The following is a 22,921-nucleotide window of genomic DNA, read 5'->3' on the forward strand; positions in this document are numbered from 1 at the left end:
GTCGTTACAGGCGAAAGCCATCGGCGATGTAGCCGGCGAGCGTTTCGCTGACCGGCGACTGCTGCTGCGGGTTGCGCAGCAGCACGATGCTGGTCTGAGGCAGGCGCGGCAGGCCCTCCTTTTCACCGAGTATCTGCAGATCGGCAGGAATCAGGCTTTGCAGCTGTGCGGTCAGCGCCAATCCTGCACCCACGATCGCCATGATCGCCGACAGGCTCGGGCTGCTATAGGCGATCCGGTACTCGATTTCCCGCGCATCCAGCGCGTTGCATACCCAGGCGCGACAGAAGCAATCGGTATTGAACGTTGCCAGCGGCAGGGGGCGATGCTCATGCAGGTCGAAGCCCGGGGCGGCGGCCCAGACGACGTGCTCCTGGCGCAGCAACTGGCCAATCTCGGTTCCCGGTTCGCGGGTGACGATGCTCAGGTCCAGATCCCGTCGCTGCAACAACTGGGTCGATGGCTCGCAATGCACCTCGACCTGCACCAGCGGATACGCCTGGGCGAAGCGCGAAAGAATGCCGGGTAGAAAACGCATGACGTAATCGTCCGGCGTGCCGATGCGCACCGCGCCGACCATGTGTGGCTGGCGCAGGGTGGTCATGACTTCGCCGTGCAGTTTGAGAATGCGCCGCGCGTAGCCCAGCAGTATCTGGCCCTCGGCAGTAAACCTGACCTGCCGACCATTGCGCTCGAATAGCGGACGCTGCAACACATCCTCTTCCAGGCGTTTCATCTGCATGCTCACCGCCGACTGGGTGCGGTTCACCGCGGCCGCGGCACGGGTGAAACCGCCGTGGTCAGCGATGGCCACGAAGCTGCGCAGCAGCTCGGTGTCGATATTCGGGTAGTTGGCCATTCATCAATCCTCGAGATGCAAGGCATCAGGAACATTCGTTGGATTGATCTTAATCCGGGCGCGAGACTGACGCCAATCCAACTGGAGGGCGTCGTGATGAACATGCACAAAGTCGCTTTGCAATCTTTCCACCTGCCGAAGGCACTTCGGGCACCCGCGCCGGGATTGCTGCTGCAGGCCTGGCACAAGCTGCAGCGCTGGAACGAACTGGCACGCCAACGGCGCCAGCTGGCCGCGCTCGGTGACGACATGCTCAAGGACATCGGCCGCAGCCGTGCCGACATCGAATGGGAAGCGAACCGGCCGTTCTGGGACGACCCTGATCGTCAGTGACCCAGCACCAGCTTTTGAATCCCCAGCGACAGGCTGACGGTGACCAACATGAGCGCGAACAGGCGCTGCAGCAGACTGCTGTTGAGGTATTGCGCCAGGCGGTTACCGGCCAGCACACCGAAGGCACCGCCCAGCGCCAGGCCGCCGAGCAGCGGTAGTGGTGGCTCGGCATCGGTAAGGTAGAGCAGGAAACCACCGCCGCTGACGACGGCGATCACCGCCATCGAGGTGGCCATGGCGCTGAGCAGCGATAGCGAGGTGAACCAGAGCAGTGCCGGGACGATGAGAAAGCCGCCGCCGACACCCATCAGCCCGGAGAGCAGGCCAACGCCAACGCCGATGCCCAGCAGCGCCAGCTGTCGATCCTCGACGTTCTCCTTGGCCGGCAGGTTGGCGCCGCGCCACATGCGCCAGGCGGACCACAGCACCAACAGGCAGAAACCGATGATCAGTGCGCGCTCCGGTATGAACTGCCCGAGCCATTGACCGGCAGCGTTGCCCGGCAAGCCGCAGACAGCCAGCAGCATGACCGGGCGCCAGGCGACCTGGCCGAGCCGCGCCCGCGGAATCGCGCCGATGAGTGCGGACATGGCCACCGCACCGAGGCTGACGCCGATGGCATCGCGCAATGGCAGGTGCAGGCTGAGTAGCAGGGGCAGGGCGACCAACGAGCCACCGGCGCCGGTGAGGCCAAGCAACAGGCCGAGAATGAGGCCGATTCCCAGTGCTTCCAGCAGTAGAACGTCCATCAGGCAAGGCTGCCGGATGCCAGGGGAATGGTAGGGACCGTATCGGTTTGCATGCGTGCTCCGTCGTCAGCGTTCCATCGTCCATCGTTGGTACGCTCGCGCTGGCGAGCGTTCCTTGGATGAACGGCGGGTCGCAGCGGTGCCACGCACCCGCCGACGGAGTGTAAGGCCTATCAGCGTGGCAGGGCACGGCTGAGGGTGAAGGCGCCGCGCAGATCGCCCTCGCGAAACCCGCGGGCCTGATCCTGCGGGTAGTGCCGGTCGATCAGCTCCACCAGCTCCGGCTTGAACTTTTCGCCGTGACAACCCAGGCAGGCCTCAGCGGTGCCGATCGCCTGCATGTAGCGGTACTCGCCTGCCACTATCTCACCATGCTTGAGCTGTTCGATCGGTTCACCTGCAGCCGAACGCTTGGCGAACTGCTCCAGCACCGAGCGCTCCCAGGTGTCTGGCGCGTTGTCCGGATTGCGCAGCTTCAGCGCGGTGCGGCCTACCTTCCAGGGCGCCTGGCTATGCTGGCTGGCGATTTCCGGCGCGAGAAGACGGCATGCCTTGACGGCTTCCGCCGGGCCACCGTCTGCCATCGCCTGCTTGACCGTGCCAAGCAACTGCTGCTGGAACGGTGGAATCAGGCTGGCAGCCTCGCCGCGCAGCTGCTCGGTATCGACGTCAGGCGCGGCGTGGGCCTGCAATGCAAACCAGCCGAGCGTCAGCAAAGACAGTGATTTCATGATTCCTCCCAGGATGTGAAATATAGTGGGGGGAGTATCCGTGCGGGCGACGCACGATGCAAGTCACAGCCTGCGGTAGGCAGCGGCTCGGGCATCGGAGCGTCTCAGGTGCCGCGAATCAGCTTGCGTAGCAGGAAACGATTGGGGTGGCAGGCTTCGACGACGTCCCGAGGCAACGGCAACGGTTCGTCGTCCAGCCAAGCGGCCAGCAGCTCGCCGGACAGCGGGGCGCTGATCATTCCGCGCGAGCCATGTGCAGTATTGACGTAGAGCCCGTCGAGCCACGGGCAGGGCGCGTGTAGCGACTGACGGGCGTTCTTGCCCAACGCCGCATAGGTTTCGGCGAAGGCCTCGGGCTCGGCCAGTGGCCCGATCAGCGGCAGATAGTCCGGGCTGGTACAGCGAAATGCCACGCGCCCGTGCAGCTCCTCGGTACGTTGCGGGTCCGCCTGCAGACGCTGGTACAGATCCGCTGAAATCTGCTCGAGCATTTCCAGATTCGCCTGGTGTTCGGCGACGCTGGGGGTATCGTCGGTCTGCTGGAAGTTGAAGCTGGCACCCAGCGTGTGCGTGCCATCTCGGGGTGGCGCGACGTAGCCCTTGGCGCACAGCACGGTGCGCAGCTGGCCGCTCTGGGTGTTCGCCGGCAGGCAGGAAATCTGCCCGCGAATACGCTTGAGCGGCAGCCAGGCGCTCTGGCTGAAGCGCGCGGCGTCCGCCGCGCCGGTCAGGACCACCACGGGCGCTTCGGCCAACAACGCTTGGCCGCCCAGCACCTGCCAGGATCGCCCATTACGGCGCAGTTCGAGCGCTTCATGATGCCTGTGCAGCTCGATTCCCGGTCGCTGCAGCAGCCATTGGCATAGCGCCGGTGGGTTGGCCCAGCCGGCTTCGGGGTAGAACAATCCGCCCTCGGCCAGGGCCACTCCGGCCAGCGCCTCAGCGGCTTCGCGCGACAGCGGATGGACCAGCGAGGCCGGGAAGGCTGCCGCCAGCTCGGCCTGGCGTTCGCGCTCCTTTTCGTCGTAGATCAGTTGCAGTACGCCGCACGCCTGCCAGTCCTGGCCTGCTTGCAGATTGCTCAGCAACCGGCGCGTGTAGCTGAAGCCGCTGACCACCAGCCGCGACAGTGCGGTGCCGTGGGCAGAAAGCTTGAGGTAGAGCACGCCTTGCGGGTTGCCCGAGCCTTCCTGTGCCGCCGCGGCGTGGCGCTCGAGGACCGTCACCTTCCAGCCGCGGGCGGCCAGCGATGCAGCCGTCGCGCAGCCGGCCAGGCCGGCGCCGACGATTACCGCGTGGCGTTCGGCCGTCGTATAGCCCGGGCGAGCGAACCAGGGCTTGTCCGAAATGCTGACGTTGGCGGCTCGCAGGCGCCCGCGCAGAATCTCGCGCTTGTGGCCGTAGCCGGGCACCCGCTGCATGTCGAAGCCGGCCTCGATCAGGCCGCGCCGCACAAAGCCGGCGCTGGTGAACGTGCCCAGCGTTGCGCCGGGCGCGGAAAGCCTGGCCAGCTCGGCGAACAGCATCGGTTGCCACATCTGCGGATTCTTCGCCGGGGCAAAGCCGTCGAGGAACCAGGCATCGACCTGCGCATCCAGGCTCGACAGGCATTCGAGCACGTCGCCGATCAGCAGGGTCAGCACAACGCGGCCGCCAGCGAAGACGAAACGCTGATAGCCCGGGTTCAGCGCCACGTACTGTTGCAGCAGTTGCTCGGACTGCTCTCGCAGCTCCGGCCACAGCGCCAGTGCGCGCTGCAGGTCCTCGCGGGTCAGCGGGTGCTTTTCGACGCTGATGAAGTGCAGCCGCGCCTGCGGGTGGGCTACGCGCTCGAACAGATGCCATGCACAAAGAAAGTTCAGCCCGGTACCGAAGCCGGTCTCACCAATCACCAGGCGCTGGTTGTCCTGTAGCGCGGCGAAACGTTGGGGCAGATCGTTCTGCGTGAGGAACACATGTTCGGTCTCGGCCATGCCGCTGGCGCGGGAGAAGTACACGTCGCCGTACTGGCGGGACTGCGGCAGGCCGTTCTCGTCCCAGTCGAGTTCGGCATGCTGGAAGGCGTCGGAAGCGGGGTGGTCGTTCATGCTGGTTCCTGAAAGAACGGTGCAACGCGATGGGCGTCGCCGGGCGCAGATGAGGCACCCGGCGCGGTCGATCAGCTGTCGACCTGGATTTCCTGCTCCAGGCGGCTGATGGCGGCGTCCAGCTCGTCGAGCGCGGCCTCGCTGTCCGGATGGTTCTGCTTGAGCAGGGTCTCGCTCTGCTGACAGGCGTTGCGCAACTGCGGCACGCCGCAATAACGGGTGGCGCCATGCAGGCGGTGCACGCGCTCGATCAGCGCCTGGCGATCCCCTGCCTGGCGGGCTTCGCGAATGGTTCGGCGGTCGCCTTCCAGTGACTGCAGCAGCATGCCGAGCATGTCATCGGCGAGATCGGCCTTGCCTGCCGCCAGGCGCAGGCCTTCTTCCTCATCCAGCACTTTCAGGCTCGGTTCAGCCTGCTGCGGCGGCTCCGCTGCACGCTGCGGCTGGCTGCGCAGGGCCAGGCCGGTCCACTTCAGCACCACCTGGGCGAGCTGCCGGTCGCTGATCGGCTTGGTCAGGTAGTCGTCCATGCCGCTCTGCAGCAGCGAGCGTTTCTCGTTCGCCAGTGCATGAGCCGTGAGCGCGATGATCGGTAACGGCGCGCTGTTGTTGGTGTGCTCCCAGTGGCGAATGGCTTCGGTGGCCTGTCGGCCGTCCATGCCGGGCATTTGCACGTCCATCAGGATCAGGTCGAACGCATGCTGCTTGACCGCCTCCAGCGCGGCAGGGCCGTTGTCCACCGCCACCACGTCGGCACCCATGTCGCCGAGCAGAGTCTTGACCAGCAGGAGGTTGGCCGGATTGTCGTCGACGCAGAGCACCTGGGCGGCGCGGCTGGGCGCGGCAGCGGCGGGCTCGGCGTAGGCCTGGTTGGGCCGCACCAGCTCCACCAGCACGCGCTGCAGCTTGCGTGTGCAGGCCGGCTTGCCCTGCAGCTGGGTGTAGCTGTGCGCTTCGGGCAGCGCATCGTGATAGCTGGCCTGTTCGGTAGTCGGGCAGAGAACCACGCATTTGCAGCCGAGCGCCTCGATCTCCGCCAGTCGGCGGCTGAGCGCCTGCGGCTCGATCTCTCGGTTGGTAACACCGAGCACGGCCAGATCGATCAGTTCACTGCTCTGGCGGCGGGCGCTGATGGTGCTCTGCATCTGGTCGAGCGTGTCGAAGGTCTGCACCTCGAGGCCAAGGCTGTGCAGCTGGTGCTGCAGGGCCTGACGAGCCAGTGGGTGCTGCTCCAGCAGGGCGATACGGCGTCCCTGGAGGGCGGGGTGGGGCAGGTCTTCGGCATCATCGCGGGCCTTGGGCAGGCTGAGGCTGATCCAGAACTCGGAGCCCTCGTCCGGGATGCTGTCGACACCGATCTCGCCACCCATCTGCTCGATAAGCCGCTTGGAGATGACCAGGCCGAGGCCGGTGCCGCCGGGCTGGCGCGACATGGAGTTGTCCGCCTGGCTGAAGGCCTGGAACAGCGCGCGCAGGTCCTGATCGGTCAGGCCGATGCCGGTGTCCTGCACGCTGATGCGCAGCTGGGCGCGCTCGGCATTGTCGTCCTCGACCATGGCGCGCACGGCGATGGTGCCTTCGTTGGTGAACTTGATGGCGTTGCTGATCAGGTTGGTCAGCACCTGCTTGAGGCGCAGCGGGTCGCCGACCAGCGACAGCGGCGTGTCGCGATAGACCAGGCTGACCAGCTCCAGCTGCTTGGTATGCGCCGCCGGTGCGAGGATGGTCAGGGTGTCCTCGATCAGGTCGCGCAGGTTGAACGGAATGGTATCCAGCACCAGCTTGCCGGCCTCGATCTTGGAGAAGTCGAGAATCTCGTTGATGATCCCGAGCAGGCTGTCGGCGGATTTCTCGATGGTGCCCAGGTAGTCCTGCTGGCGCGGCGTCAGGTCGCTCTTCTGCAGCAGCTGGGTGAAGCCGAGGATGCCATTGAGAGGGGTGCGAATCTCGTGGCTCATGTTGGCCAGGAACTCGGACTTGATACGGCTGGCCTCCAGCGCCTCCTTGCGTGCCAGGTCCAGCTCGATGTTCTGGATCTCGATGGTTTCGAGATTCTGCTGCACGTCCTCGGTGGCCTGGTCGATGCTCTGCTGCAGTTCTTCGCGGGCGCTGAGCAGCGCCTCGGCCATGCGGTTGATGCCGGACGCCAGCTCATCCATTTCATGGCTGCCCAACGGCGGCAGGCGGGTTTCCAGATGGCCGTCCTTGAGCTGGGCGACCGCGGCCTTGACGCGCTGCAGCGGCAGGCTGATGGCGCGGCTCATGCGCAGCGCGAGCAGCGCGGTGATGATCAGCCCCGTGCCGACCAGGAACAGGCTGGTCAGCAGGCTGCGATAGCCGCGCAGCAGGGTGTTGTGGTGTGACAGTTCCAGCTCCAGCCAGCCGATGAGCTTTTCTTCCGGCCCGCGGGCTTCGTCGGCTAGGTTGAGGTGACGGCTGAGCACCGGCATCAGGATGCGCGTATGGTCCATGCTGCTGACGCGGGTCAGCCCTTCCGGATCGCCCGGTGGTGGCGGGGTCAGCATGCGCGGCCCGGCATGCACCCGCTGCACGCGCTCGGGGTCGAGGATGGTCACTGCGCGAACGTCGGCCTGGTCCAGCACCTGGGTCAGAATGCGCTGCAGGCGTTTGTCGTAGCCCAGGTTCATCGCCGGGGCGGCCAGCGGCGCGAGCTGCTCGGCAATCAGTTGGCCACGCTCGTCGAGCTGGAGGCGCATTTCCGACAATTGCATCCAGGTGAAGTAGGCGCCGAGTACCACTGCCAGCAGGGTGCTGGGCAGCAGCGTAAGCATCAGCACGCGGCCACGAATTCCTAGGTCTTTCAGCACATCCATTCACCGATCCGGGATTGCGAGCGCGCTAGTGTAGCGGCTCGGACGTGGCGAATCTGCTGGTGCGATCAAGCCCGGTCGCCGCACCTTCGATCATTCCAGGCCGCGGATGTCCTTGCCGTTGAAGTCCGGCAGCTTCCAGCTGAAAGTCATCGCCAGCACGCGGAACAGGAAGCCACTGCCCAGCGCGGCGAGGGTGGCCAGGGTGGTGTTGATCTCCAGCCAGAGCATGCCGACATAGAACACCCCGGTGAACAGCGCCACGGTGGCATACAGCTCGCGTTGCAGCACCATCGGCACCTGGTTGCAGAGCACGTCGCGCATCAGGCCGCCGAAGATGCCGGTGATCACGCCGGCCAGTACCACGATGGACGGATGCGCGCCCATGCCCATGGCGACATCGCAGCCGATCACGGTGAATGCCACCAGGCCCAGACCGTCCACCAGCAGGAAGACCATGCGCAGGTGATGCAGGTGGCGCGCGATGAAGCCGGTGACGATCGCCGCGCCGATGGTGAAGGTGAGGTACTCCGGGTGGGCGATCCAGCCGACCGGGTAGTGGCCGAGCAGTACGTCGCGCGCCGTCCCGCCACCCAGTGCCGTCACCGTGCCGAGCAGGCAGATGCCGAACAGGTCCATGCCGCGGCGCATGCCCATGATGGCTCCGGACATGGCTTCAGCCGTGATGGCGATCAGGTAGATGGTGTGCAGCAGTTCCACGACGACTCTCCGAGGCTACGCTGCCCGCGGTTGGGGCGGGGCAGCTCGATGTGCGCGATTATGGGGCAAGCATGGCGTTATTTGACGTGGCTAAGTATTTTTAGGCCATACAAACATTTTCTTATCTGGCGGACGGCATGAATCTCGACCCAAAGCAGACCGAGGCGTTTCGCAGCGTCATCCGTACCGGCAGCTTCGAGCAGGCAGCGCAGCGTCTGCACCTGACCCCGCCGGCCATCTCGCAGCGGGTTCGCGCGCTGGAGAGCGCGCTCGGCAGCGCGCTGGTGGTGCGCAGCCGGCCATGTCGGCCCACCGAAACTGGGCAGCGTCTGCTGCAGTACCTCAAACGTGCCTCGTTGCTGGAAGCCGACCTGCTGGCCGATCTGGCCGAACGCAGCGATGCCCCGCTGGTGGTGGTCGCGGCGCTCAATGCCGACAGCCTGGGTACCTGGTTCTTCCCGGCCCTCGCCGAGGTGCTGATCCGCGAGCGGGTGCTGCTGGACCTGACGGTGGAGGACCAGGATCACACATACAGCCTGCTGGAGACCGGCCTGGCGATCGGCTGCATCAGCACCGAGCCCAAACCGATGCGCGGCTGCAGCGCCAGCCCGCTGGGCAGCATGCGCTACCGCCTGGTGGCCTCCAGCGAGTTTCGCCAGAAGCACTTCGCCAACGGGCTGACCCGCAACGCCGCGCGCAAGGCGCCGGTGGTGGCCTACACGCGCAAGGACACCCTGCAGTCGTCGTTCCTGCTGCGTCGCTTCGGCCTGCCCGAAGGTGCCTATCCCTGTCATTACGTACCGGGTGCCGAGCCCCACTTCAGCGCGATCCGCTACGGCCTGGGCTACGGCATGGTTCCCGAACTGTTGCTGCATGAGGCGCTACGCGCTGGCGAGGTGGTCGATCTGGCCGCCGACGAACCGCTGGAGATCGCGCTCTACTGGCATACCTGGAAGGTGCAATCGCCGCGAATGGAACATCTGTCGCGGCAGATCATCGAGGCGGCGCCGAAGATCCTGGCGCGACCCTGAGCGGGTTCGTCTGTTGCGGGCGCGACGCCGCGTGGCCGATACGTCTGCCCGTCGTCGAGTGTTGCCGGTATCATGTCGACCTTCTCAGATGCCGTGCGACGCCATGACTACACACTATCCGACCATTGCCGACTGCATCGGCAACACCCCGCTGGTTCGCCTGCAGCGGATGCCGGGTAAGACCAGCAACACCATCCTGGTCAAGCTCGAGGGCAACAACCCGGCCGGCTCGGTCAAGGACCGCCCGGCACTGTCGATGATCAACCGGGCGGAGCTGCGCGGTGATATCCAGCCGGGCGATACGCTGATCGAGGCGACCTCCGGCAACACCGGTATCGCCCTGGCCATGGCGGCCGCGATCAAGGGCTATCGGATGATCCTGATCATGCCGGACAACTCCAGCGCCGAGCGCAAGGCGGCGATGACCGCCTATGGCGCCGAGCTGATCCTGGTGACAAAGGAGCAGGGCATGGAAGGCGCCCGCGACCTGGCGCTGCAGATGCAGGCCGAGGGGCGCGGCAAGGTGCTCGATCAGTTCGCCAACGGCGACAACCCGGAAGCCCACTACAGCAGCACCGGCCCGGAGATCTGGCAGCAGACCGCTGGCGGTATCACCCATTTCGTCAGCTCGATGGGCACCACCGGCACCATCATGGGCGTGTCCCGCTACCTCAAGGAGCAGAACCCGGCGGTGCAGATCGTCGGCTTGCAGCCGATGGAAGGCGCGGCGATCCCCGGCATCCGACGTTGGCCGCAGGAATACCTGCCGAAGATCTATCAGGCCGAGCGGGTCGATCGCGTCGTCGACATGTCCCAGGACGAGGCTGAGCAAACCATGCGCCGCCTGGCGCGCGAGGAGGGCATCTTCTGCGGTGTGTCCTCCGGCGGCGCGGTGGCCGCGGCTCTGCGTCTGTCGCAGGAGGTGGAGAACGCGGTGATCGTGGCGATCATCTGCGATCGCGGTGACCGCTATCTGTCGACCGGCGTTTATGACGCACCCAATTGAACGGCTTGCTGGCCGGCATTCCCATAACGCAGGGGGCCGCTGATGGCCAAACGTAGCGGCGCTCTGCGCTTTCAACCCAGCGGCGGCGAGCGCAAGCCCCAGGTGCCGGTTGGCAAGAAGCAACGGCTGAGCATCGAGCGGCTTGCCCATGACGGCCGTGGCATCGCCTTCGTCGAGGGGCGCACCTGGTTCGTCGAAGGCGCATTGCCTGGTGAAACCGTCGAAGCGCGCGTGTTGAACGCGCGCAGCCAGATCGTCGATGCCCGCTGTGAGCGGGTGTTCGAACCCAGTGCGGTGCGCCAGCACGAGCCATGCCCCTTCGCTCGCCGTTGTGGCGGCTGCACCCTGCAGCATGCCGCCATCGACGATCAGCTGGCACTCAAGCAACGCACCCTGGGCGAGCAGCTCGCTCGCCTGGCCGAGCTCGAGCCGGAACGCTGGGCCGAGCCGTTGACCGGTCCGGCTTTCGGCTATCGACGTCGAGCCCGGTTGGCGGTGCGCTGGCACACCAGGGACAAGCGCCTGGAGGTGGGCTTTCGTGCCACGGCCAGCCAGGACATCGTCGCCATCGACCAGTGCCCGGTTCTGGTACAGCCCTTGCAGACGCTGCTGCCGGGGTTGCTCGAGGCCTTGCACGGGCTGACAAAGCCGCAGGCCATCGGCCATGTGGAGCTGTTCAGCGGCACCGCCGAGGCCGTGCTGATCCGCCATACCGCGCCGCTGCCGGAGATCGACCTGGTGCGCCTGCGGGCCTTTGCCCGCGCCCATCAGGCACAGCTCTGGTTGCAGGGCGAGGGCGATCCGCAAGCCGATGTGCCCGGGCAGGCGCTGGGCTACCGCCTTGAGGCCTGGGACCTGGAGCTGGCCTGGCGGCCGGGAGATTTCGTTCAGGTCAATGCGCCGGTGAATGAGGCGATGGTCGCCCAGGCGCTGAGCTGGTTGGGCGCCAGCGCGGGGGAGCGGGTGCTGGACCTGTTCTGCGGGCTGGGCAATTTCAGCCTGCCGCTGGCGCGTCAGGGCGCGCAGGTGGTGGGGGTGGAAGGTGTCGAGGCGATGGTGGCGCGGGCGCAGGACAACGCGCAGCGCAACGGCCTCGAACAGGTGCACTTTTATCGGGCGGACTTGTCGAAGCCGCTTGCCGACGCACCCTGGGCGCGCAGCGGGTTCGATGCTGTGCTACTTGATCCGCCCCGTGACGGTGCGCTGGAGATCGTCCGGCAGATGACGCAGCTCCAGGCGCGCCGCGTGGTCTATGTTTCATGCAATCCGGCCACCCTGGCGCGCGATGCGCGCGAGTTGGCCAGCCAGGGCTTCCGCCTCAAGCGTGCCGGGCTGCTGGACATGTTCCCGCAGACGGCCCACGCCGAGGCCATGGCGTTGTTCGAGCGGGATTGACGCTCGGCGCAGTATTTTTTGACAGGCGACTGGCCTGTGGTTCAACCGACCGGCACGCAGAATGCCGGCGTTCATGGCGCAGATGCTGCGCAGAAGGGAAGGTAGATGGTACAGGTCAGAGCGGTTCAGCCGATCAATACGGACGGCAGCATCAACCTGGATGGCTGGCTCGATCATGTGTTGGGGATGGACCCGGCACTCGACCGTGCGGCGCTGAAGGAGGCCTGCGAGTTCGCCCGCGAAGCGGAACAGCAGGCCAATGCCGCGCAGAACCTCTGGAGCGAAGGCACCTCCAGCTATCAGATCGGCCTGGAGATCGCCGAGATCCTCGCTGACCTCAAACTGGATCAGGACAGCCTGGTCGCTGCGGTCATCTACCGCGGCGTGCGTGAGGGCAAGATTCAGCTGGCCGATGTGCACCAGCGCTTCGGGCCGGTGGTGGCCAAGCTCATCGAAGGTGTGCTGCGCATGGCGGCGATCAGCGCCAGCCTCAACCCGCGCGAATCGCTGGTGCTCGGGTCCCAGGCGCAGGTGGAAAACCTGCGCAAGATGCTGGTGGCCATGGTCGACGACGTCCGCGTCGCGCTGATCAAGCTGGCCGAGCGCACCTGCGCCATCCGCGCGGTGAAGCTGGCCGACGACGAGAAGCGCCAGCGTGTCGCCCGCGAGGTCTTCGACATCTACGCACCGCTGGCCCACCGCCTGGGCATCGGCCACATCAAGTGGGAGCTGGAGGATCTGTCCTTCCGCTACCTCGAGCCGGAGCAGTACAAGCAGATCGCCCAGCTGCTGCACGAGCGTCGCCTCGACCGCGAGCAGTACATCACCAATGTCGTCCAGCAGCTCAAGGACGAACTGACCGCGGCCGGCATTCAGCCGGAAATCGACGGACGCGCCAAGCACATCTATTCCATCTGGCGAAAAATGCAGAAGAAGGGCCTGCAGTTCAGCCAGATCTACGACGTTCGCGCCGTTCGTGTGCTGGTTCCGGAAGTGCGTGACTGCTACACCGCGCTGGGTATCGTGCACACCCTGTGGCGGCACATTCCCAAGGAATTCGACGATTACATCGCCAACCCCAAGGAGAATGGCTATCGCTCGCTGCATACCGCGGTGATCGGCCCCGAGGGCAAGGTGCTGGAGGTGCAGATCCGCACCCACGCCATGCACGAGGAGGCCGAACTGGGGGTCTGCGCGCACTGGCGCTACAAGGGCACCGACGTCAATTCCGGTTCGGACCACTACGAGGAAAAGATCGCCTGGCTGCGTCAGGTACTCGAATGGCACGAAGAGCTGGGCGATATCGGCGGCCTGGCCGACCAGTTGCGCGTCGACATCGAGCCTGATCGCGTCTATGTGTTCACTCCGGATGGCCATGCCATCGACCTGCCCAAGGGCGCGACACCGCTGGATTTCGCCTACCGGGTGCACACCGAGATCGGCCACAACTGCCGCGGGGCGAAGGTCAACGGCCGCATCGTCCCGCTCAACTACAGCCTGCAGACCGGTGAGCAGGTGGAGATCATCACCAGCAAGCACGGCTCGCCGAGCCGCGACTGGCTGAACCCCAACCTGGGTTACATCACCACGTCACGTTCGCGGGCAAAGATCGTTCACTGGTTCAAGCTGCAGGCGCGCGACCAGAACGTCGCCGCCGGCAAGGCGCTGCTGGAACGCGAGCTGAGCCGCCTGGACCTGCCGCCGGTGGATTTCGACAAGCTGGCCGAAAAGGCCAACCTGAAGAACGCCGAGGACATGTTCGCCGCCCTTGGTGCCGGCGACCTGCGCCTGGCGCATCTGGTCAACATGGCCCAGCAGCTGGTCGAGCCGGAGCGCGGTTACGATCAGCTGGAGCTGATCCCGCGGCGTTCCGCGCCACACAAGCCCGGCAAGCGTGGCGATGTGCAGATCCAGGGCGTCGGCAACCTGCTGACGCAGATGGCTGGCTGCTGCCAGCCGCTGCCGGGCGACCCGATCGTCGGCTACATCACTCAGGGCCGCGGTGTCAGCATCCACCGCCAAGACTGCCCGTCGGTGCTGCAGCTGGCCGGTCGCGAGCCGGAGCGGATCATCCAGGTCAGCTGGGGCCCGGTGCCGGAGAAGACCTATCCGGTCGAGATCATGATCCGCGCGTACGACCGTGCCGGTCTGCTGCGTGATATCTCGCAGATGCTGCTCAATGAACGCATCAACGTGCTGTCGATGAACACCCGTTCGAACAAGGAAGACAGCACCGCACAGATGACGCTGACCATCGAGATCCCGGGGTTGAATGCCCTGGGGCGCCTGCTCAGCCGTATTTCGCAGCTGCCGAATATCATCGAGGCCAAGCGTCAGCGCGCTTCCTGATCATTCCGAACGGCTGCGCTCGATCCGGTGTAGTTGAAGGCCTACCGAAAAATGCGCATTGGCAATAGCCAACTCCGCTTTTCGGTAGGCGTTCGCCGGGCCGGCTCTTCGCTCGCGACGCCCGGTGCTGAGCGACCGTCGATAGCCAAGTCTCCTTGAGGAATCCCATGTACCAACTCCCCGACCTGCTACACCTGATGGCCCGGCTGCGCGATCCGCAGCACGGGTGCCCCTGGGATCTGCAACAGGACTACGCGAGTATCGTCCCGCACACGCTGGAGGAGGCCTACGAGGTGGCCGATGCCATCGAAAGTCGCGACTTCGAGCATCTCCCCGGCGAACTGGGCGATCTGCTGTTCCAGGTCGTCTACTACAGCCAATTGGCCCGGGAGGAGGGGCGCTTCGACTTCGCCACGGTGGTCGATGCCATTACCCGCAAGCTGGTGCGCCGACACCCGCATGTCTTTCCGGATGGTGACCTGTACGGCTCGCCGGAACTTCCGCGGCTCGATGAGGCGGCGATCAAGCGGCGCTGGGAGGAGATCAAGGCCGAGGAGCGCGCCGAGAAAGCCGCCGCGCCCGAGCAGCTGTCTCTTCTCGATGACGTTCCCAGCGCATTGCCGGCGCTCAGTCGCGCGGCGAAGCTGCAGAAGCGCGCCGCCCAGGTGGGCTTCGACTGGCCCGAGGCGCTGCCGGTGGTGGACAAGGTGCGCGAAGAACTGGACGAAGTGCTGGAGGCGATGAGCGAAAACGATCCGCAGGCCATCGCCGAAGAGCTGGGCGACCTGCTGTTCGTGGTGGTCAACCTGGCGCGCCATCTCAAGGTCGATCCGGAAAACGCCCTGCGTGCGGCCAACGGCAAGTTCGAGCGGCGCTTCCGCTTCATCGAACAGGCCTTGCGGGACGCGGGACGACCCATCGAGAATTGCGACCTCGAAGAGCTGGACGCCCTCTGGGGCGAAGCCAAGAAGGCCGAGCGGTCGCCGTCCTGCGGCTGAAGACGGCGCGCAGAGGTGGATGTCGTCTTGCGCATCCACCACAATGCCGCTCGGCGCCGCGAGGATTCGCAGCCACCGCGCCCATTTGAATTCACCCAAAAGACGAGCCGAAACATGAGTCTTTCCCTCCGTGACCAGCTGCTCAAAGCCGGGCTGGTCAACGAAAAGCAGGCCAAGCAGGCCGTCAAGCAGAAGCAGAAGCAGCAGCGCCTGGAGAAAAAGGGGCAGGTCGAGAAGGACGACTCCCAGCGCCAGGCCGCGTTGCAGGCCCAGGCCGAGAAGCTCGCCCGCGACCAGGAACTCAACCGTCAGCAGCAGGAGAAGGCGGAGCAGAAGGCCCGCGCCGCGCAGATCAAACAGCTGATCGAGACCAGCCGCCTGCCGAAGCTGACCACTGAGGACTACTACAATTTCGTCGACGACAAGAAGGTCAAGCGCCTTTCGGTCAACAAGCTGATGCGTGAAAAGCTGGCCAGTGGCTCGCTGGCGATCGTGCGGCACGGCGGCGGCTACGAGGTCATTCCGCGCGAAGCGGCGCTGAAGATCCAGGAGCGTGACCCGAAGCGCGTGGTGCAGCTCAACATCCGCACCGAAGAACCGGATGCCGACGATCCATACGCCGCCTATCAAGTTCCCGACGACCTGATGTGGTAAGCGCCGCGGGTGGGCGTGGCCTCCGACGGAAGGTGGGATAGAAACGCCTCGCCCGGCCCTCTACTACAGACCTGCCCGCTGCCGCGGGTGCATGCAGTGGAGGACATCATGCCCGCTCAATCGCTTCGTTATATCCCCAATGCTGACAGCCAGTACTGGCGCGCCGCCGGCGTGCCGGGCGATCCGGAGGAGCCGGGAGTGCCGACCCAGCCATCTGAGCCTGGTGAGCCCACCGTGCCGGATCAACCACCACCTGCGCCGGTGGCATAAGCCGGCTGTCGGTCTCTTCATGCATGACTGCGTCGCAGCGCTCCGGTGCCGCGACGCAGGCTTACTCCCCGAACGGGTAGGTATCCGGCACGACGCTCGCGTCGATGTCCTGCGAGCCGATGGGCGTCACCGCCTGCGTCTGCTCCAGCCAGATCAGCGCGTCGAACTGCTCGGCCAGGATGGCGCGAAAGTAATGACTCTGCCGCTCCGTCAGAGGCCGGTAGATGACGCCGATCGCACGCTCCAGTCGTGGATGGCTGAGTGCCTCGCGCAGCTTGCCCCGATCATCCCGCCAATCGGTCAGTGATGCCGGCACGCCGGCCCTTAGGAACAGCTGCTCCCAACTGTCGGGCCGCGACGGGATGACCTGCTTGCGCCGCATCGGCTCGTCCCAGTTGTCCGCCGCGGCCACCTCGCCGCGGTCGGTCGCCATGCCGATCAACACCGCGTCGCGGCCGAAGGCCGTGCGGCAGAGTTCGCCGATATTGAATTCGCCCCCCCAGCCCATCGAGGTCGCCGCGGCATTGCCGATGTGCGAGTTGTGCGCCCAGACCACTGCCTTGGCATCCGCGCCGCGATGATCGAGCACGGCACGCAGCGTATCGAACATGTGCCGGTCGCGCAGATTCCAGGACTCCGTCGAGCCGCGGTACATCGCCCGATAGTAGTGCTCCGCGGCAAGCACCACCCGCGCGTTGCGTTCGGCATTGAAGAAGCGCTCGCCGTCCTGGTCGATGTACGCCAGGCGCTGGATGAGCAGAGCCTGCAGTTGTTCAATGACGGCGTTTTCGCAGGAAGGCTGGCCGAGCATGACGTTGCGGCCATAGTCGGCCGGATCTTCCTGCCAGGGGCTCAGGCAACCATAGCGCCGCCGGGCAGCGGCGGCGGCCGCCGGATCGGTGCGATCCAGATAATCCAGCACTTCGCGCATCGAGCTGCCGAGGCTGTAGACGTCCAGGCCGCGAAACTCGACGCGCTGCTCGGCGGTCAGCGCGGCATTGTGTTCACGCAGCCAGCGCACGAAGCCGTCGACCTCGCGATTGCGCCACATCCAGCTCGGGAAGCGCTTGAAGGCATTTTCGGCCCAGGCGACGGGCTCGCGCTGCCGACAATGGCAGTCGATGCGCGCGGCATCGGGCCAGTCCGCCTCGACCGCGACGATGGAAAACCCGTGCTGTTCGATCAGCCGCCGGGTGATCGCGGCGCGGGCCCGATAGAACTCGGAACTGCCATGGCTGGCCTCACCGATCAGCACGACCCGGGCGTCGGCGTAGCGCTCGAAGGCGTCGGCGAAGCGCGGCTCGTCGAGGGCGGGTAGGGGCTCGGCATGCTGGCGCAGCAGGGCGACCAGCTGATCCTCGGATGGCTCGGATGAAAGTGCACGGGAGGCGCTCATGGGGTCGGACTCATTCTTCTCGTCGAACAAGGACACCACGGATGACTGGCCATCCGGAGTGTTGTTCCTCGTCCTGCAATTAAAGCTGCTAACTTTGAGGTGAGGGACCGAACCGCCGACGCCGGATGGGTCTAAAAACTTACAAAAACCAAAATGGGCGTTATTACGTTCACACGGGTTTCTTTAAGGCGAGGGGCATACCATGACGACCTGGATCATTGCGTACAACAAAGACGGCAACACTTCGATGCTGAAGATCGACTCCGAACACCAGCCGGACATCGACGATGCGGTCGAACTGGTGACGCGCAAGGCGGAAGAGCTCTATCCGGATCAGGAAAGCGAGCACGAGCACGATCCCGATCTCGAGGACACTCCCGCCACACGCCTTGCCGAACGCTACGGCATCACCATCACCGGTATATCCCAGGCCTGACCGGCGCCGAGTGCGCCACCGGCCACACCTCTCCATCCCCCACCACATAGATTCGCCAGCTGTCTTCGGTTGCCACCGTCATCGTGCCGGTGAAGCTGCCGAAGGCTGGCAGCAGGCTGAGTCGTTCGCCGATGCAAAAGCAGGGCAGACGCAGGCGCTGGCGCCCGCGACCCTGTAGCGGGAAGGCAGGGTGAGCGTGGCCCGCCAGCACGTGGTGGCTGGGGTGCGGCTGCGGTTCGTGCTGCAGCGCGTACGGCCCGAGCAGCAGCGGCTCGTTCACCACCTCGATGTCGAGCTGCGCCGGCGGGTCTCCTGCACGGCGGTCGTGGTTGCCGCGCACCAGGGTGATGGCCAGCTGGGGGTGACGCGAGCGCCATTCGGCCAGGCGCGCAAGCGTGGCCGGCGCATGGGATTCGGGTGCGTGCAGGAAGTCGCCGAGAAAGATCAGCTGGCGGCAGCAGTATCGGGCCAGCAGGCCGTCCAGCTGGCGCAGGTTGGCATCGGTGGTGCCATGGGGCACCGGCTGGCCGAGGCGACGATAGGCTGCGGCCTTGCCGAAATGGATGTCGGCCACCAACAGAGCCTGCTGTGCGGGCCAGTAGATCGCCTTTTCCGCCAGCAGCCAGAGTGTGGCGCCGGCCAGTTCGATGGGCTGGTAGGCGTTCATGATCCGTCGGTTCGTCCTGTGGTTCGGTTCATCAGGCGGGTTTGGCCTTTCTCGTGCGCGGCGTGCCGTCCTTGCGTGCGCGCGGCTTGCGTGGTCGCGGGGCGTCGCGCTCGACGGTGATCGTCGATTGTGGCTCGGGCTGGTAGCCGCCGGGACCGGCAGCCTTGTCCAGCTCCGCCACCATGCGGCGGATGCGGTCGGCGAGCTTCTCCGAAGTCATGCTTTCGCGAAAGCGCTCGACCATCAGAGGAAAGGCCAGCGGGGTCGCGCGCCGCACCTGGTGGACGTCCAGACGGCGCTGTTGCAGGCGTTGCAACGTCTGCTGCAAGCGCTCGACTTCCAGCTCCTGGCGCAGCACCTCTTCCTCGGCCTGGGTCAGCAGCAGATTGCCTGGATCGTACTGGCGGAACACATCGAAGAACAGGCCACTGGAAGCCTGCAGCTGACGCGCGCTCTTCTGCGCACCCGGGTAGCCGGAGAACACCAGCCCGGCGATGCGCGCGATCTCGCGAAAACGGCGGCGCGCCAGCTCACTGGCATTGAGGCTGGCGAGCACGTCGTGCAGCAGGTCGTTTTCGCTGAAAAGCTCCGGCGTCAGCCAGTGCAGCCAGTCCACCTCGGTGGCCGAAAGCAGTTCGAAGCCATAGTCGTTGACCGCGATTGAGAAGGTCAGCGGTTGACGCTGGCCCATGCGCCAGGCCAGCAGACTGGCCAGGCCCAGGTGCACATGGCGCCCGGCGAAGGGGTAGAGGAACAGGTGCCAGCCTTCGCGGGACTTCATCACCTCGGCCAGCAAGGTGGTCTTGGTGGGCAGCGCCGACCAGTCCATCTGGACGCGAAGCAGCGGTTCGACCAGGCGCATTTCGGGGGTGGTGAACTGCTCGCGCGAGGCAGCACCGAGCTGCTCGACCACGGCATCGGCCAGCTCGCTGGATAGCGGCATGCGCCCGCCGTTCCAGCGCGGCACGGCAGCCTTCTTGCCCGTCGCGCGGCTGACGTAGGCGGTCATGTTCTCGACCCGCACCAGCTCCAGCAGGCGACCGCCGAAGAGGAAGTTGTCGCCGGGGCGCAGGCGCGCGATGAAACCTTCCTCGATGCTGCCCAGCGAACGCCCGCTGCCGCCCTTGGCCCAGAACTTCACCGTCAGGCTGGCGTCGCTGACGATGGTGCCGATACTCATGCGATGGCGCAGCGCCACGCGGCGACAGGGTACTTTCCAGAGGCCGGTTTCGTCCGGCTCGACCCGCTGATAGTCGGGGTAGGCGGTCAGCGAATGCCCGCCATGGCGGACGAAGGCCAGCGCCCATTGCCAGTGCTCGTCGGTCAGCTCCCGGTAGGACCAGGCCTGGCGCACCTCGGCATAAAGTTCATCCGGGCGGAAGCCGCCGCCCAGGGCCATGCTCACCAGATGCTGCACCAGCACGTCGAGCGGGCGATGCGGTGCGCTGCGGGCCTCGATGCGACGCTCGGCGATGGCCACCTGGGCGGCGGCGGCTTCCACTACCTCTACGCTGTGGGTGGGCACCAGGGTGACCCGCGAGGTTCGCCCCGGCGCGTGTCCGGAGCGGCCGGCGCGCTGCATCAGCCGCGCCACGCCCTTGGGCGAGCCGATCTGCAACACCCGCTCGACCGGCAGGAAGTCCACGCCAAGATCCAGGCTGGAGGTGCAGACCACAGCCTTGAGCGCGCCCTGCTTGAGGCCCAGTTCGACCCAGTCGCGCACCTCGCGCGCCAGCGAGCCGTGGTGCAGGGCGATCAACCCGGCCCAGTCCGGCCGCGCATCCAGCAGCGCCTGATACCAGATTTCCGACTGCGAACGGGTATTGGTGAACACCAGGGTGGTCGCGGCGGAGTCGATCTCTTCGACCACCTGCGGCAGCATGCGCAGGCCGAGATGACCGGCCCAGGGGAAGCGCTCGATGCTCGGCGGCAGCAGGGTGTCGACGCGCAGGTCCTTGTCCACCTTGCCCTGCACCAGCCTGCCGCTGCCGGGGTGCAGCAGCACGTCCAGCGCGTGGGGCTGGTTGCCGAGGGTGGCGGAAAGGCCCCAGACGATCAGCTCCGGCATCCACTGGCGCAGGCGCGCCAGCGCCAGTTGCAGTTGCACGCCGCGCTTGTTGCCCAAGAGCTCGTGCCATTCGTCCACCACCAGCATGCGCAAACCGGCGAAGGCCTGGCGTGCATCGGCGCGGGTCAGCAGCAGGGTCAGGCTTTCCGGCGTGGTGACCAGCGCGCTGGGCAGACGCCGTCCCTGCCGCGCACGCTCGGCACCGCTGGTATCGCCGGTGCGCAGGCCGATGCTCCAGCCGATGCCGAGGTCGTCCAGCGGCGCCTGCAGGGCGCGGGCGGTGTCGGCGGCCAGGGCGCGCATCGGGGTGATCCAGAGCACCGTCAAAGGCGCGGGCTTGTCCGTCGCGGTGGGAGAGGGTGCCTTGGTCGCAAAGCGATTCAGGGCTCCGAGCCAGACGGCGTAGGTCTTGCCGGAGCCGGTGGTGGCGTGCAGCAGGCCCGATTCGCCATCGCCTATCGCTTGCCAGACCTCCTGCTGGAACGGGAAGGGTTGCCAGGCACGGCTGGCAAACCAGCCGGCAGCGAGGCTCTTGGGAGAGGGTTGGAATGAGGGCCGAGCGGGTGCCGGGAGCCTTGGTTTCATCCCAGCAATTCCCGTAGGGTGGCCAGGGTATCGGCTTCCTCCACCGGCTTGTCGAGGCGCCAGCGCAGCATGCGCGGGAAGCGCACGGCGATGCCGCTCTTGTGGCGGCTGCTGGCGGCGATGCCTTCGAAGCCGAGTTCGAACACCAGGGTCGGGGTGACGCTGCGCACCGGGCCGAACTTCTCCACGGTGGTCTTGCGCACGATGGCGTCCACCTTGCGCATTTCCTCGTCGGTGAGGCCGGAATAGGCCTTGGCGAAGGGCACGAGCTTGCGCTCAGGGTCGCCCGGCTCGCCGTCCCAGACGGCAAAGGTGTAGTCGGTGTAGAGGCTGGCGCGGCGGCCATGACCGCGCTGGGCATAGATCAGCACCGCATCGACGGAGTAGGGGTCGATCTTCCATTTCCACCAGACGCCGACGTCCTTGGTCCGACCGACGCCATACTGGGCCGCGCGCGCCTTGATCATCATGCCTTCCACGCCCAGCGCGCGTGAGGCTTCGCGCTGGCGGGCCAGATCCTGCCAATCCGCTCCGCTTACGAGTGGTGAAAGCATCAGCTGCGGGCTGGGGCATTGGCCCACGACCGCCTCGAGCTGCTGGCGGCGTTCGCGGTGCTCGCGCTGCCGCCAGTCGTCGCCCTGCCATTCCAGCAGGTCGTAGGCGAGCACCGCCACCGGCGCATCCTGCAGCACCTTGGCGGTCAGGTTCTTGCGGCCGATGCGCTGTTGCAGCAGGGCGAAGGGCTGTACGCCGAAGCCATCGGCGCTGGGCTCGCCGGTGCTGGCGGCGTCGAACAGCTCGCCGGCCGGGGTCTCCGGGGCATGCTTCCAGACCAGGATCTCGCCATCGATCACCGTGCCGTCGGGCAGGCAGCGGGCCAGTTCGCACAGCTCGGGAAAACGCTCGCTGACCAGCTCCTCACCGCGCGACCAGACCCAGATCTGCCCGTCGCGCTTGACCAGCTGGGCGCGGATGCCATCCCACTTCCATTCGATGAACCAGTTGTCCGGCGCGCCAAGCAGCGTGTCGAACGTGTCCACCGGGGCCTGCAGCGCATGAGCGAGAAAGAACGGGTAGGGCTGGCCACCACGCTGGGCATGCTCATGCTCGGATTCTTCGGCGATCAGCGCGCGATAGCCCTCGGCGCTGGGCCGATGGGACAGGTCGGTGTAGCCGACCAGGCGCTGCGCGACGCGCTTGGGGTCGAGGTCGGCCAGCGAGGCCAGCGCGCGAGTGACTAGCAGCTTCGACACGCCGACGCGAAAGGCGCCGGTGATCAGCTTGATGCAGACCATCAGGCTGAGCCGATCCAGCTGTGCCCAGAGCGCCGGCAAGCGTTCGGCCAGCTCCTCCGGCGGCAGGCCGCGCAGCGGTAGCAGTCGGTCCTGCATCCACACGGCCAGCCCGTCCTCGGAGCTGTGTTCGGCCTCGGACATCAGCAGCGAGATGGTCTCGGCCATGTCGCCAACGGCCTGGTAGCTTTCCTCGAACAGCCATTCGGGCAGGCCCGCCGCCTGCATGGCGGTTTCGCGCAGGGCGCGGGTCGGGACCAGTTGACGCGGGCGACCGCCGGCCAGGAAGTAGACCGCCCAGGCAGCGTCGGACGGATCGGCCTCGCGAAAGTAGTCGCGCATCGCGGCCAGTTTGGCATTGCTCGACGTGGTGGCGTCCAGGCGACTGTAGAGCGTGGCGAAGGCTTTCATGCGGCGCCTCCGCTTCGGCGGTCGCCGCGCCACGGGAAAGCGGCGTGGCCTTC

At 66.2% G+C, this 22,921-nt stretch carries 19 protein-coding genes; 9 read left to right on the forward strand and 10 right to left on the reverse strand.

All coding sequences use genetic code 11. From position 1 onward, the window contains the following. Positions 1–4: 4 nt before the first annotated feature. Positions 5–859: a LysR substrate-binding domain-containing protein gene (locus P5703_RS06585; RefSeq protein WP_003303972.1), complete on the reverse strand. Its 855-nt coding sequence runs from the start codon at positions 857–859 to the stop codon at positions 5–7. A 96-nt stretch (positions 860–955) separates the two neighbouring features. Here P5703_RS06585 and P5703_RS06590 point away from each other — a divergent pair, with 96 nt between their 5' ends. Beyond that, positions 956–1,192, forward strand: a complete 237-nt coding sequence (locus P5703_RS06590) for a DUF1127 domain-containing protein (RefSeq protein ID WP_042928001.1) — start codon at positions 956–958, stop codon at positions 1,190–1,192. On the opposite strand, the gene P5703_RS06595 is transcribed toward P5703_RS06590, so the two are convergent. From P5703_RS06595 to P5703_RS06615, 5 genes are all read right to left on the reverse strand, one after another. After that, positions 1,186–1,941, reverse strand: coding sequence for a sulfite exporter TauE/SafE family protein (locus P5703_RS06595; RefSeq protein ID WP_014820023.1), 756 nt, complete (start codon positions 1,939–1,941; stop codon positions 1,186–1,188). The two genes, P5703_RS06590 and P5703_RS06595, sit on opposite strands and share 7 nt — an antisense overlap. A gap of 173 nt (positions 1,942–2,114) precedes the next feature. Continuing rightward, positions 2,115–2,672, reverse strand: a complete 558-nt coding sequence (locus P5703_RS06600) for a Tll0287-like domain-containing protein (protein WP_234493260.1) — start codon at positions 2,670–2,672, stop codon at positions 2,115–2,117. Positions 2,673–2,776: 104 nt separating this feature from the next. Then, positions 2,777–4,759 (reverse strand): bifunctional tRNA (5-methylaminomethyl-2-thiouridine)(34)-methyltransferase MnmC2/FAD-dependent 5-carboxymethylaminomethyl-2-thiouridine(34) oxidoreductase MnmC1, encoded by a 1,983-nt coding sequence (gene mnmC / locus P5703_RS06605; RefSeq protein ID WP_234493261.1) that lies wholly within the window; start codon positions 4,757–4,759, stop codon positions 2,777–2,779. 71 nt (positions 4,760–4,830) lie between these two features. Continuing rightward, positions 4,831–7,587 carry a response regulator gene (locus P5703_RS06610; protein ID WP_285590100.1) on the reverse strand — a complete coding sequence of 919 codons (2,757 nt, stop codon included), beginning with the start codon at positions 7,585–7,587 and terminating at the stop codon, positions 4,831–4,833. 96 nt (positions 7,588–7,683) lie between these two features. Next, the gene (locus P5703_RS06615) at positions 7,684–8,310 is read right to left on the reverse strand and encodes a trimeric intracellular cation channel family protein (protein WP_013983289.1); all 627 of its coding nucleotides are present in this window, start codon (positions 8,308–8,310) and stop codon (positions 7,684–7,686) included. Positions 8,311–8,447: 137 nt separating this feature from the next. Between P5703_RS06615 and P5703_RS06620 the strand changes: the two genes are divergently transcribed. The 7 genes from P5703_RS06620 to P5703_RS06650 all read left to right on the forward strand — a co-directional run bounded on the left by P5703_RS06620 (position 8,448) and on the right by P5703_RS06650 (position 16,013). Further along, positions 8,448–9,341 carry an HTH-type transcriptional regulator ArgP gene (locus P5703_RS06620; protein ID WP_011913779.1) on the forward strand — a complete coding sequence of 298 codons (894 nt, stop codon included), beginning with the start codon at positions 8,448–8,450 and terminating at the stop codon, positions 9,339–9,341. A 103-nt stretch (positions 9,342–9,444) separates the two neighbouring features. Beyond that, positions 9,445–10,347, forward strand: coding sequence for a cysteine synthase CysM (cysM, locus tag P5703_RS06625; RefSeq protein ID WP_041755916.1), 903 nt, complete (start codon positions 9,445–9,447; stop codon positions 10,345–10,347). A gap of 42 nt (positions 10,348–10,389) precedes the next feature. Beyond that, positions 10,390–11,742: a 23S rRNA (uracil(1939)-C(5))-methyltransferase RlmD gene (gene rlmD, locus P5703_RS06630; protein WP_279644894.1), complete on the forward strand. Its 1,353-nt coding sequence runs from the start codon at positions 10,390–10,392 to the stop codon at positions 11,740–11,742. Between the two features lie 105 nt (positions 11,743–11,847). Beyond that, the gene (relA, locus tag P5703_RS06635) at positions 11,848–14,091 is read left to right on the forward strand and encodes a GTP diphosphokinase (RefSeq protein ID WP_011913776.1); all 2,244 of its coding nucleotides are present in this window, start codon (positions 11,848–11,850) and stop codon (positions 14,089–14,091) included. Positions 14,092–14,258: 167 nt separating this feature from the next. Further along, complete coding sequence (mazG, locus tag P5703_RS06640; protein ID WP_285585910.1) at positions 14,259–15,089, forward strand: nucleoside triphosphate pyrophosphohydrolase; 831 nt, start codon at positions 14,259–14,261, stop codon at positions 15,087–15,089. Between the two features lie 114 nt (positions 15,090–15,203). Then, positions 15,204–15,743, forward strand: coding sequence for a DUF2058 domain-containing protein (locus P5703_RS06645; RefSeq protein WP_125853802.1), 540 nt, complete (start codon positions 15,204–15,206; stop codon positions 15,741–15,743). 108 nt (positions 15,744–15,851) lie between these two features. Further along, positions 15,852–16,013, forward strand: coding sequence for a hypothetical protein (locus tag P5703_RS06650; protein ID WP_162470205.1), 162 nt, complete (start codon positions 15,852–15,854; stop codon positions 16,011–16,013). 61 nt (positions 16,014–16,074) lie between these two features. Here P5703_RS06650 and P5703_RS06655 read toward each other — a convergent pair whose 3' ends face one another. After that, positions 16,075–17,409 carry an erythromycin esterase family protein gene (locus P5703_RS06655; protein WP_285585913.1) on the reverse strand — a complete coding sequence of 445 codons (1,335 nt, stop codon included), beginning with the start codon at positions 17,407–17,409 and terminating at the stop codon, positions 16,075–16,077. Between the two features lie 202 nt (positions 17,410–17,611). On the opposite strand from P5703_RS06655, the gene P5703_RS06660 reads away from it, so the two are divergent. Further along, on the forward strand, positions 17,612–17,845 hold the full coding sequence (locus tag P5703_RS06660) for a hypothetical protein (protein WP_011913772.1): 234 nt from the start codon (positions 17,612–17,614) through the stop codon (positions 17,843–17,845). On the opposite strand, the gene pdeM is transcribed toward P5703_RS06660, so the two are convergent. The 3 genes from pdeM to P5703_RS06675 are packed head-to-tail and all read right to left on the reverse strand — an operon-like array spanning position 17,823 to position 22,868. Further along, entirely contained in the window at positions 17,823–18,512 is a 690-nt protein-coding gene (gene pdeM / locus P5703_RS06665; RefSeq protein ID WP_279641011.1) for a ligase-associated DNA damage response endonuclease PdeM, read from the reverse strand. The two genes, P5703_RS06660 and pdeM, sit on opposite strands and share 23 nt — an antisense overlap. Positions 18,513–18,543: 31 nt before the next feature. Then, entirely contained in the window at positions 18,544–21,165 is a 2,622-nt protein-coding gene (locus tag P5703_RS06670) for a ligase-associated DNA damage response DEXH box helicase (protein ID WP_279644896.1), read from the reverse strand. After that, positions 21,162–22,868, reverse strand: coding sequence for an ATP-dependent DNA ligase (locus P5703_RS06675; RefSeq protein WP_061374375.1), 1,707 nt, complete (start codon positions 22,866–22,868; stop codon positions 21,162–21,164). Before P5703_RS06675 ends, P5703_RS06670 begins: the two co-directional genes overlap by 4 nt. Positions 22,869–22,921: the final 53 nt, after the last annotated feature.

Origin of the sequence: Stutzerimonas sp. FeSN7, assembly GCF_030263795.1 — a bacterium.
Lineage (GTDB): Bacteria > Pseudomonadota > Gammaproteobacteria > Pseudomonadales > Pseudomonadaceae > Stutzerimonas > Stutzerimonas stutzeri.

Bases quoted from the DNA above. Each gene is read 5' to 3' on its own strand.
- P5703_RS06590 (WP_042928001.1), top strand. From the start codon at position 956: ATGAACATGCACAAAGTCGCTTTGCAATCTTTCCACCTGCCGAAGGCA.
- P5703_RS06650 (WP_162470205.1), top strand. From the start codon at position 15,852: ATGCCCGCTCAATCGCTTCGTTATATCCCCAATGCTGACAGCCAGTAC.
- cysM (WP_041755916.1), top strand. From the start codon at position 9,445: ATGACTACACACTATCCGACCATTGCCGACTGCATCGGCAACACCCCG.
- relA (WP_011913776.1), top strand. From the start codon at position 11,848: ATGGTACAGGTCAGAGCGGTTCAGCCGATCAATACGGACGGCAGCATC.
- P5703_RS06600 (WP_234493260.1), bottom strand. From the start codon at position 2,672: ATGAAATCACTGTCTTTGCTGACGCTCGGCTGGTTTGCATTGCAGGCC.
- P5703_RS06655 (WP_285585913.1), bottom strand. From the start codon at position 17,409: ATGAGCGCCTCCCGTGCACTTTCATCCGAGCCATCCGAGGATCAGCTG.
- P5703_RS06675 (WP_061374375.1), bottom strand. From the start codon at position 22,868: ATGAAAGCCTTCGCCACGCTCTACAGTCGCCTGGACGCCACCACGTCG.
- P5703_RS06670 (WP_279644896.1), bottom strand. From the start codon at position 21,165: ATGAAACCAAGGCTCCCGGCACCCGCTCGGCCCTCATTCCAACCCTCT.
- mnmC (WP_234493261.1), bottom strand. From the start codon at position 4,759: ATGAACGACCACCCCGCTTCCGACGCCTTCCAGCATGCCGAACTCGAC.
- mazG (WP_285585910.1), top strand. From the start codon at position 14,259: ATGTACCAACTCCCCGACCTGCTACACCTGATGGCCCGGCTGCGCGAT.
- pdeM (WP_279641011.1), bottom strand. From the start codon at position 18,512: ATGAACGCCTACCAGCCCATCGAACTGGCCGGCGCCACACTCTGGCTG.
- P5703_RS06620 (WP_011913779.1), top strand. From the start codon at position 8,448: ATGAATCTCGACCCAAAGCAGACCGAGGCGTTTCGCAGCGTCATCCGT.
- P5703_RS06660 (WP_011913772.1), top strand. From the start codon at position 17,612: ATGACGACCTGGATCATTGCGTACAACAAAGACGGCAACACTTCGATG.
- rlmD (WP_279644894.1), top strand. From the start codon at position 10,390: ATGGCCAAACGTAGCGGCGCTCTGCGCTTTCAACCCAGCGGCGGCGAG.
- P5703_RS06595 (WP_014820023.1), bottom strand. From the start codon at position 1,941: ATGGACGTTCTACTGCTGGAAGCACTGGGAATCGGCCTCATTCTCGGC.
- P5703_RS06645 (WP_125853802.1), top strand. From the start codon at position 15,204: ATGAGTCTTTCCCTCCGTGACCAGCTGCTCAAAGCCGGGCTGGTCAAC.
- P5703_RS06585 (WP_003303972.1), bottom strand. From the start codon at position 859: ATGGCCAACTACCCGAATATCGACACCGAGCTGCTGCGCAGCTTCGTG.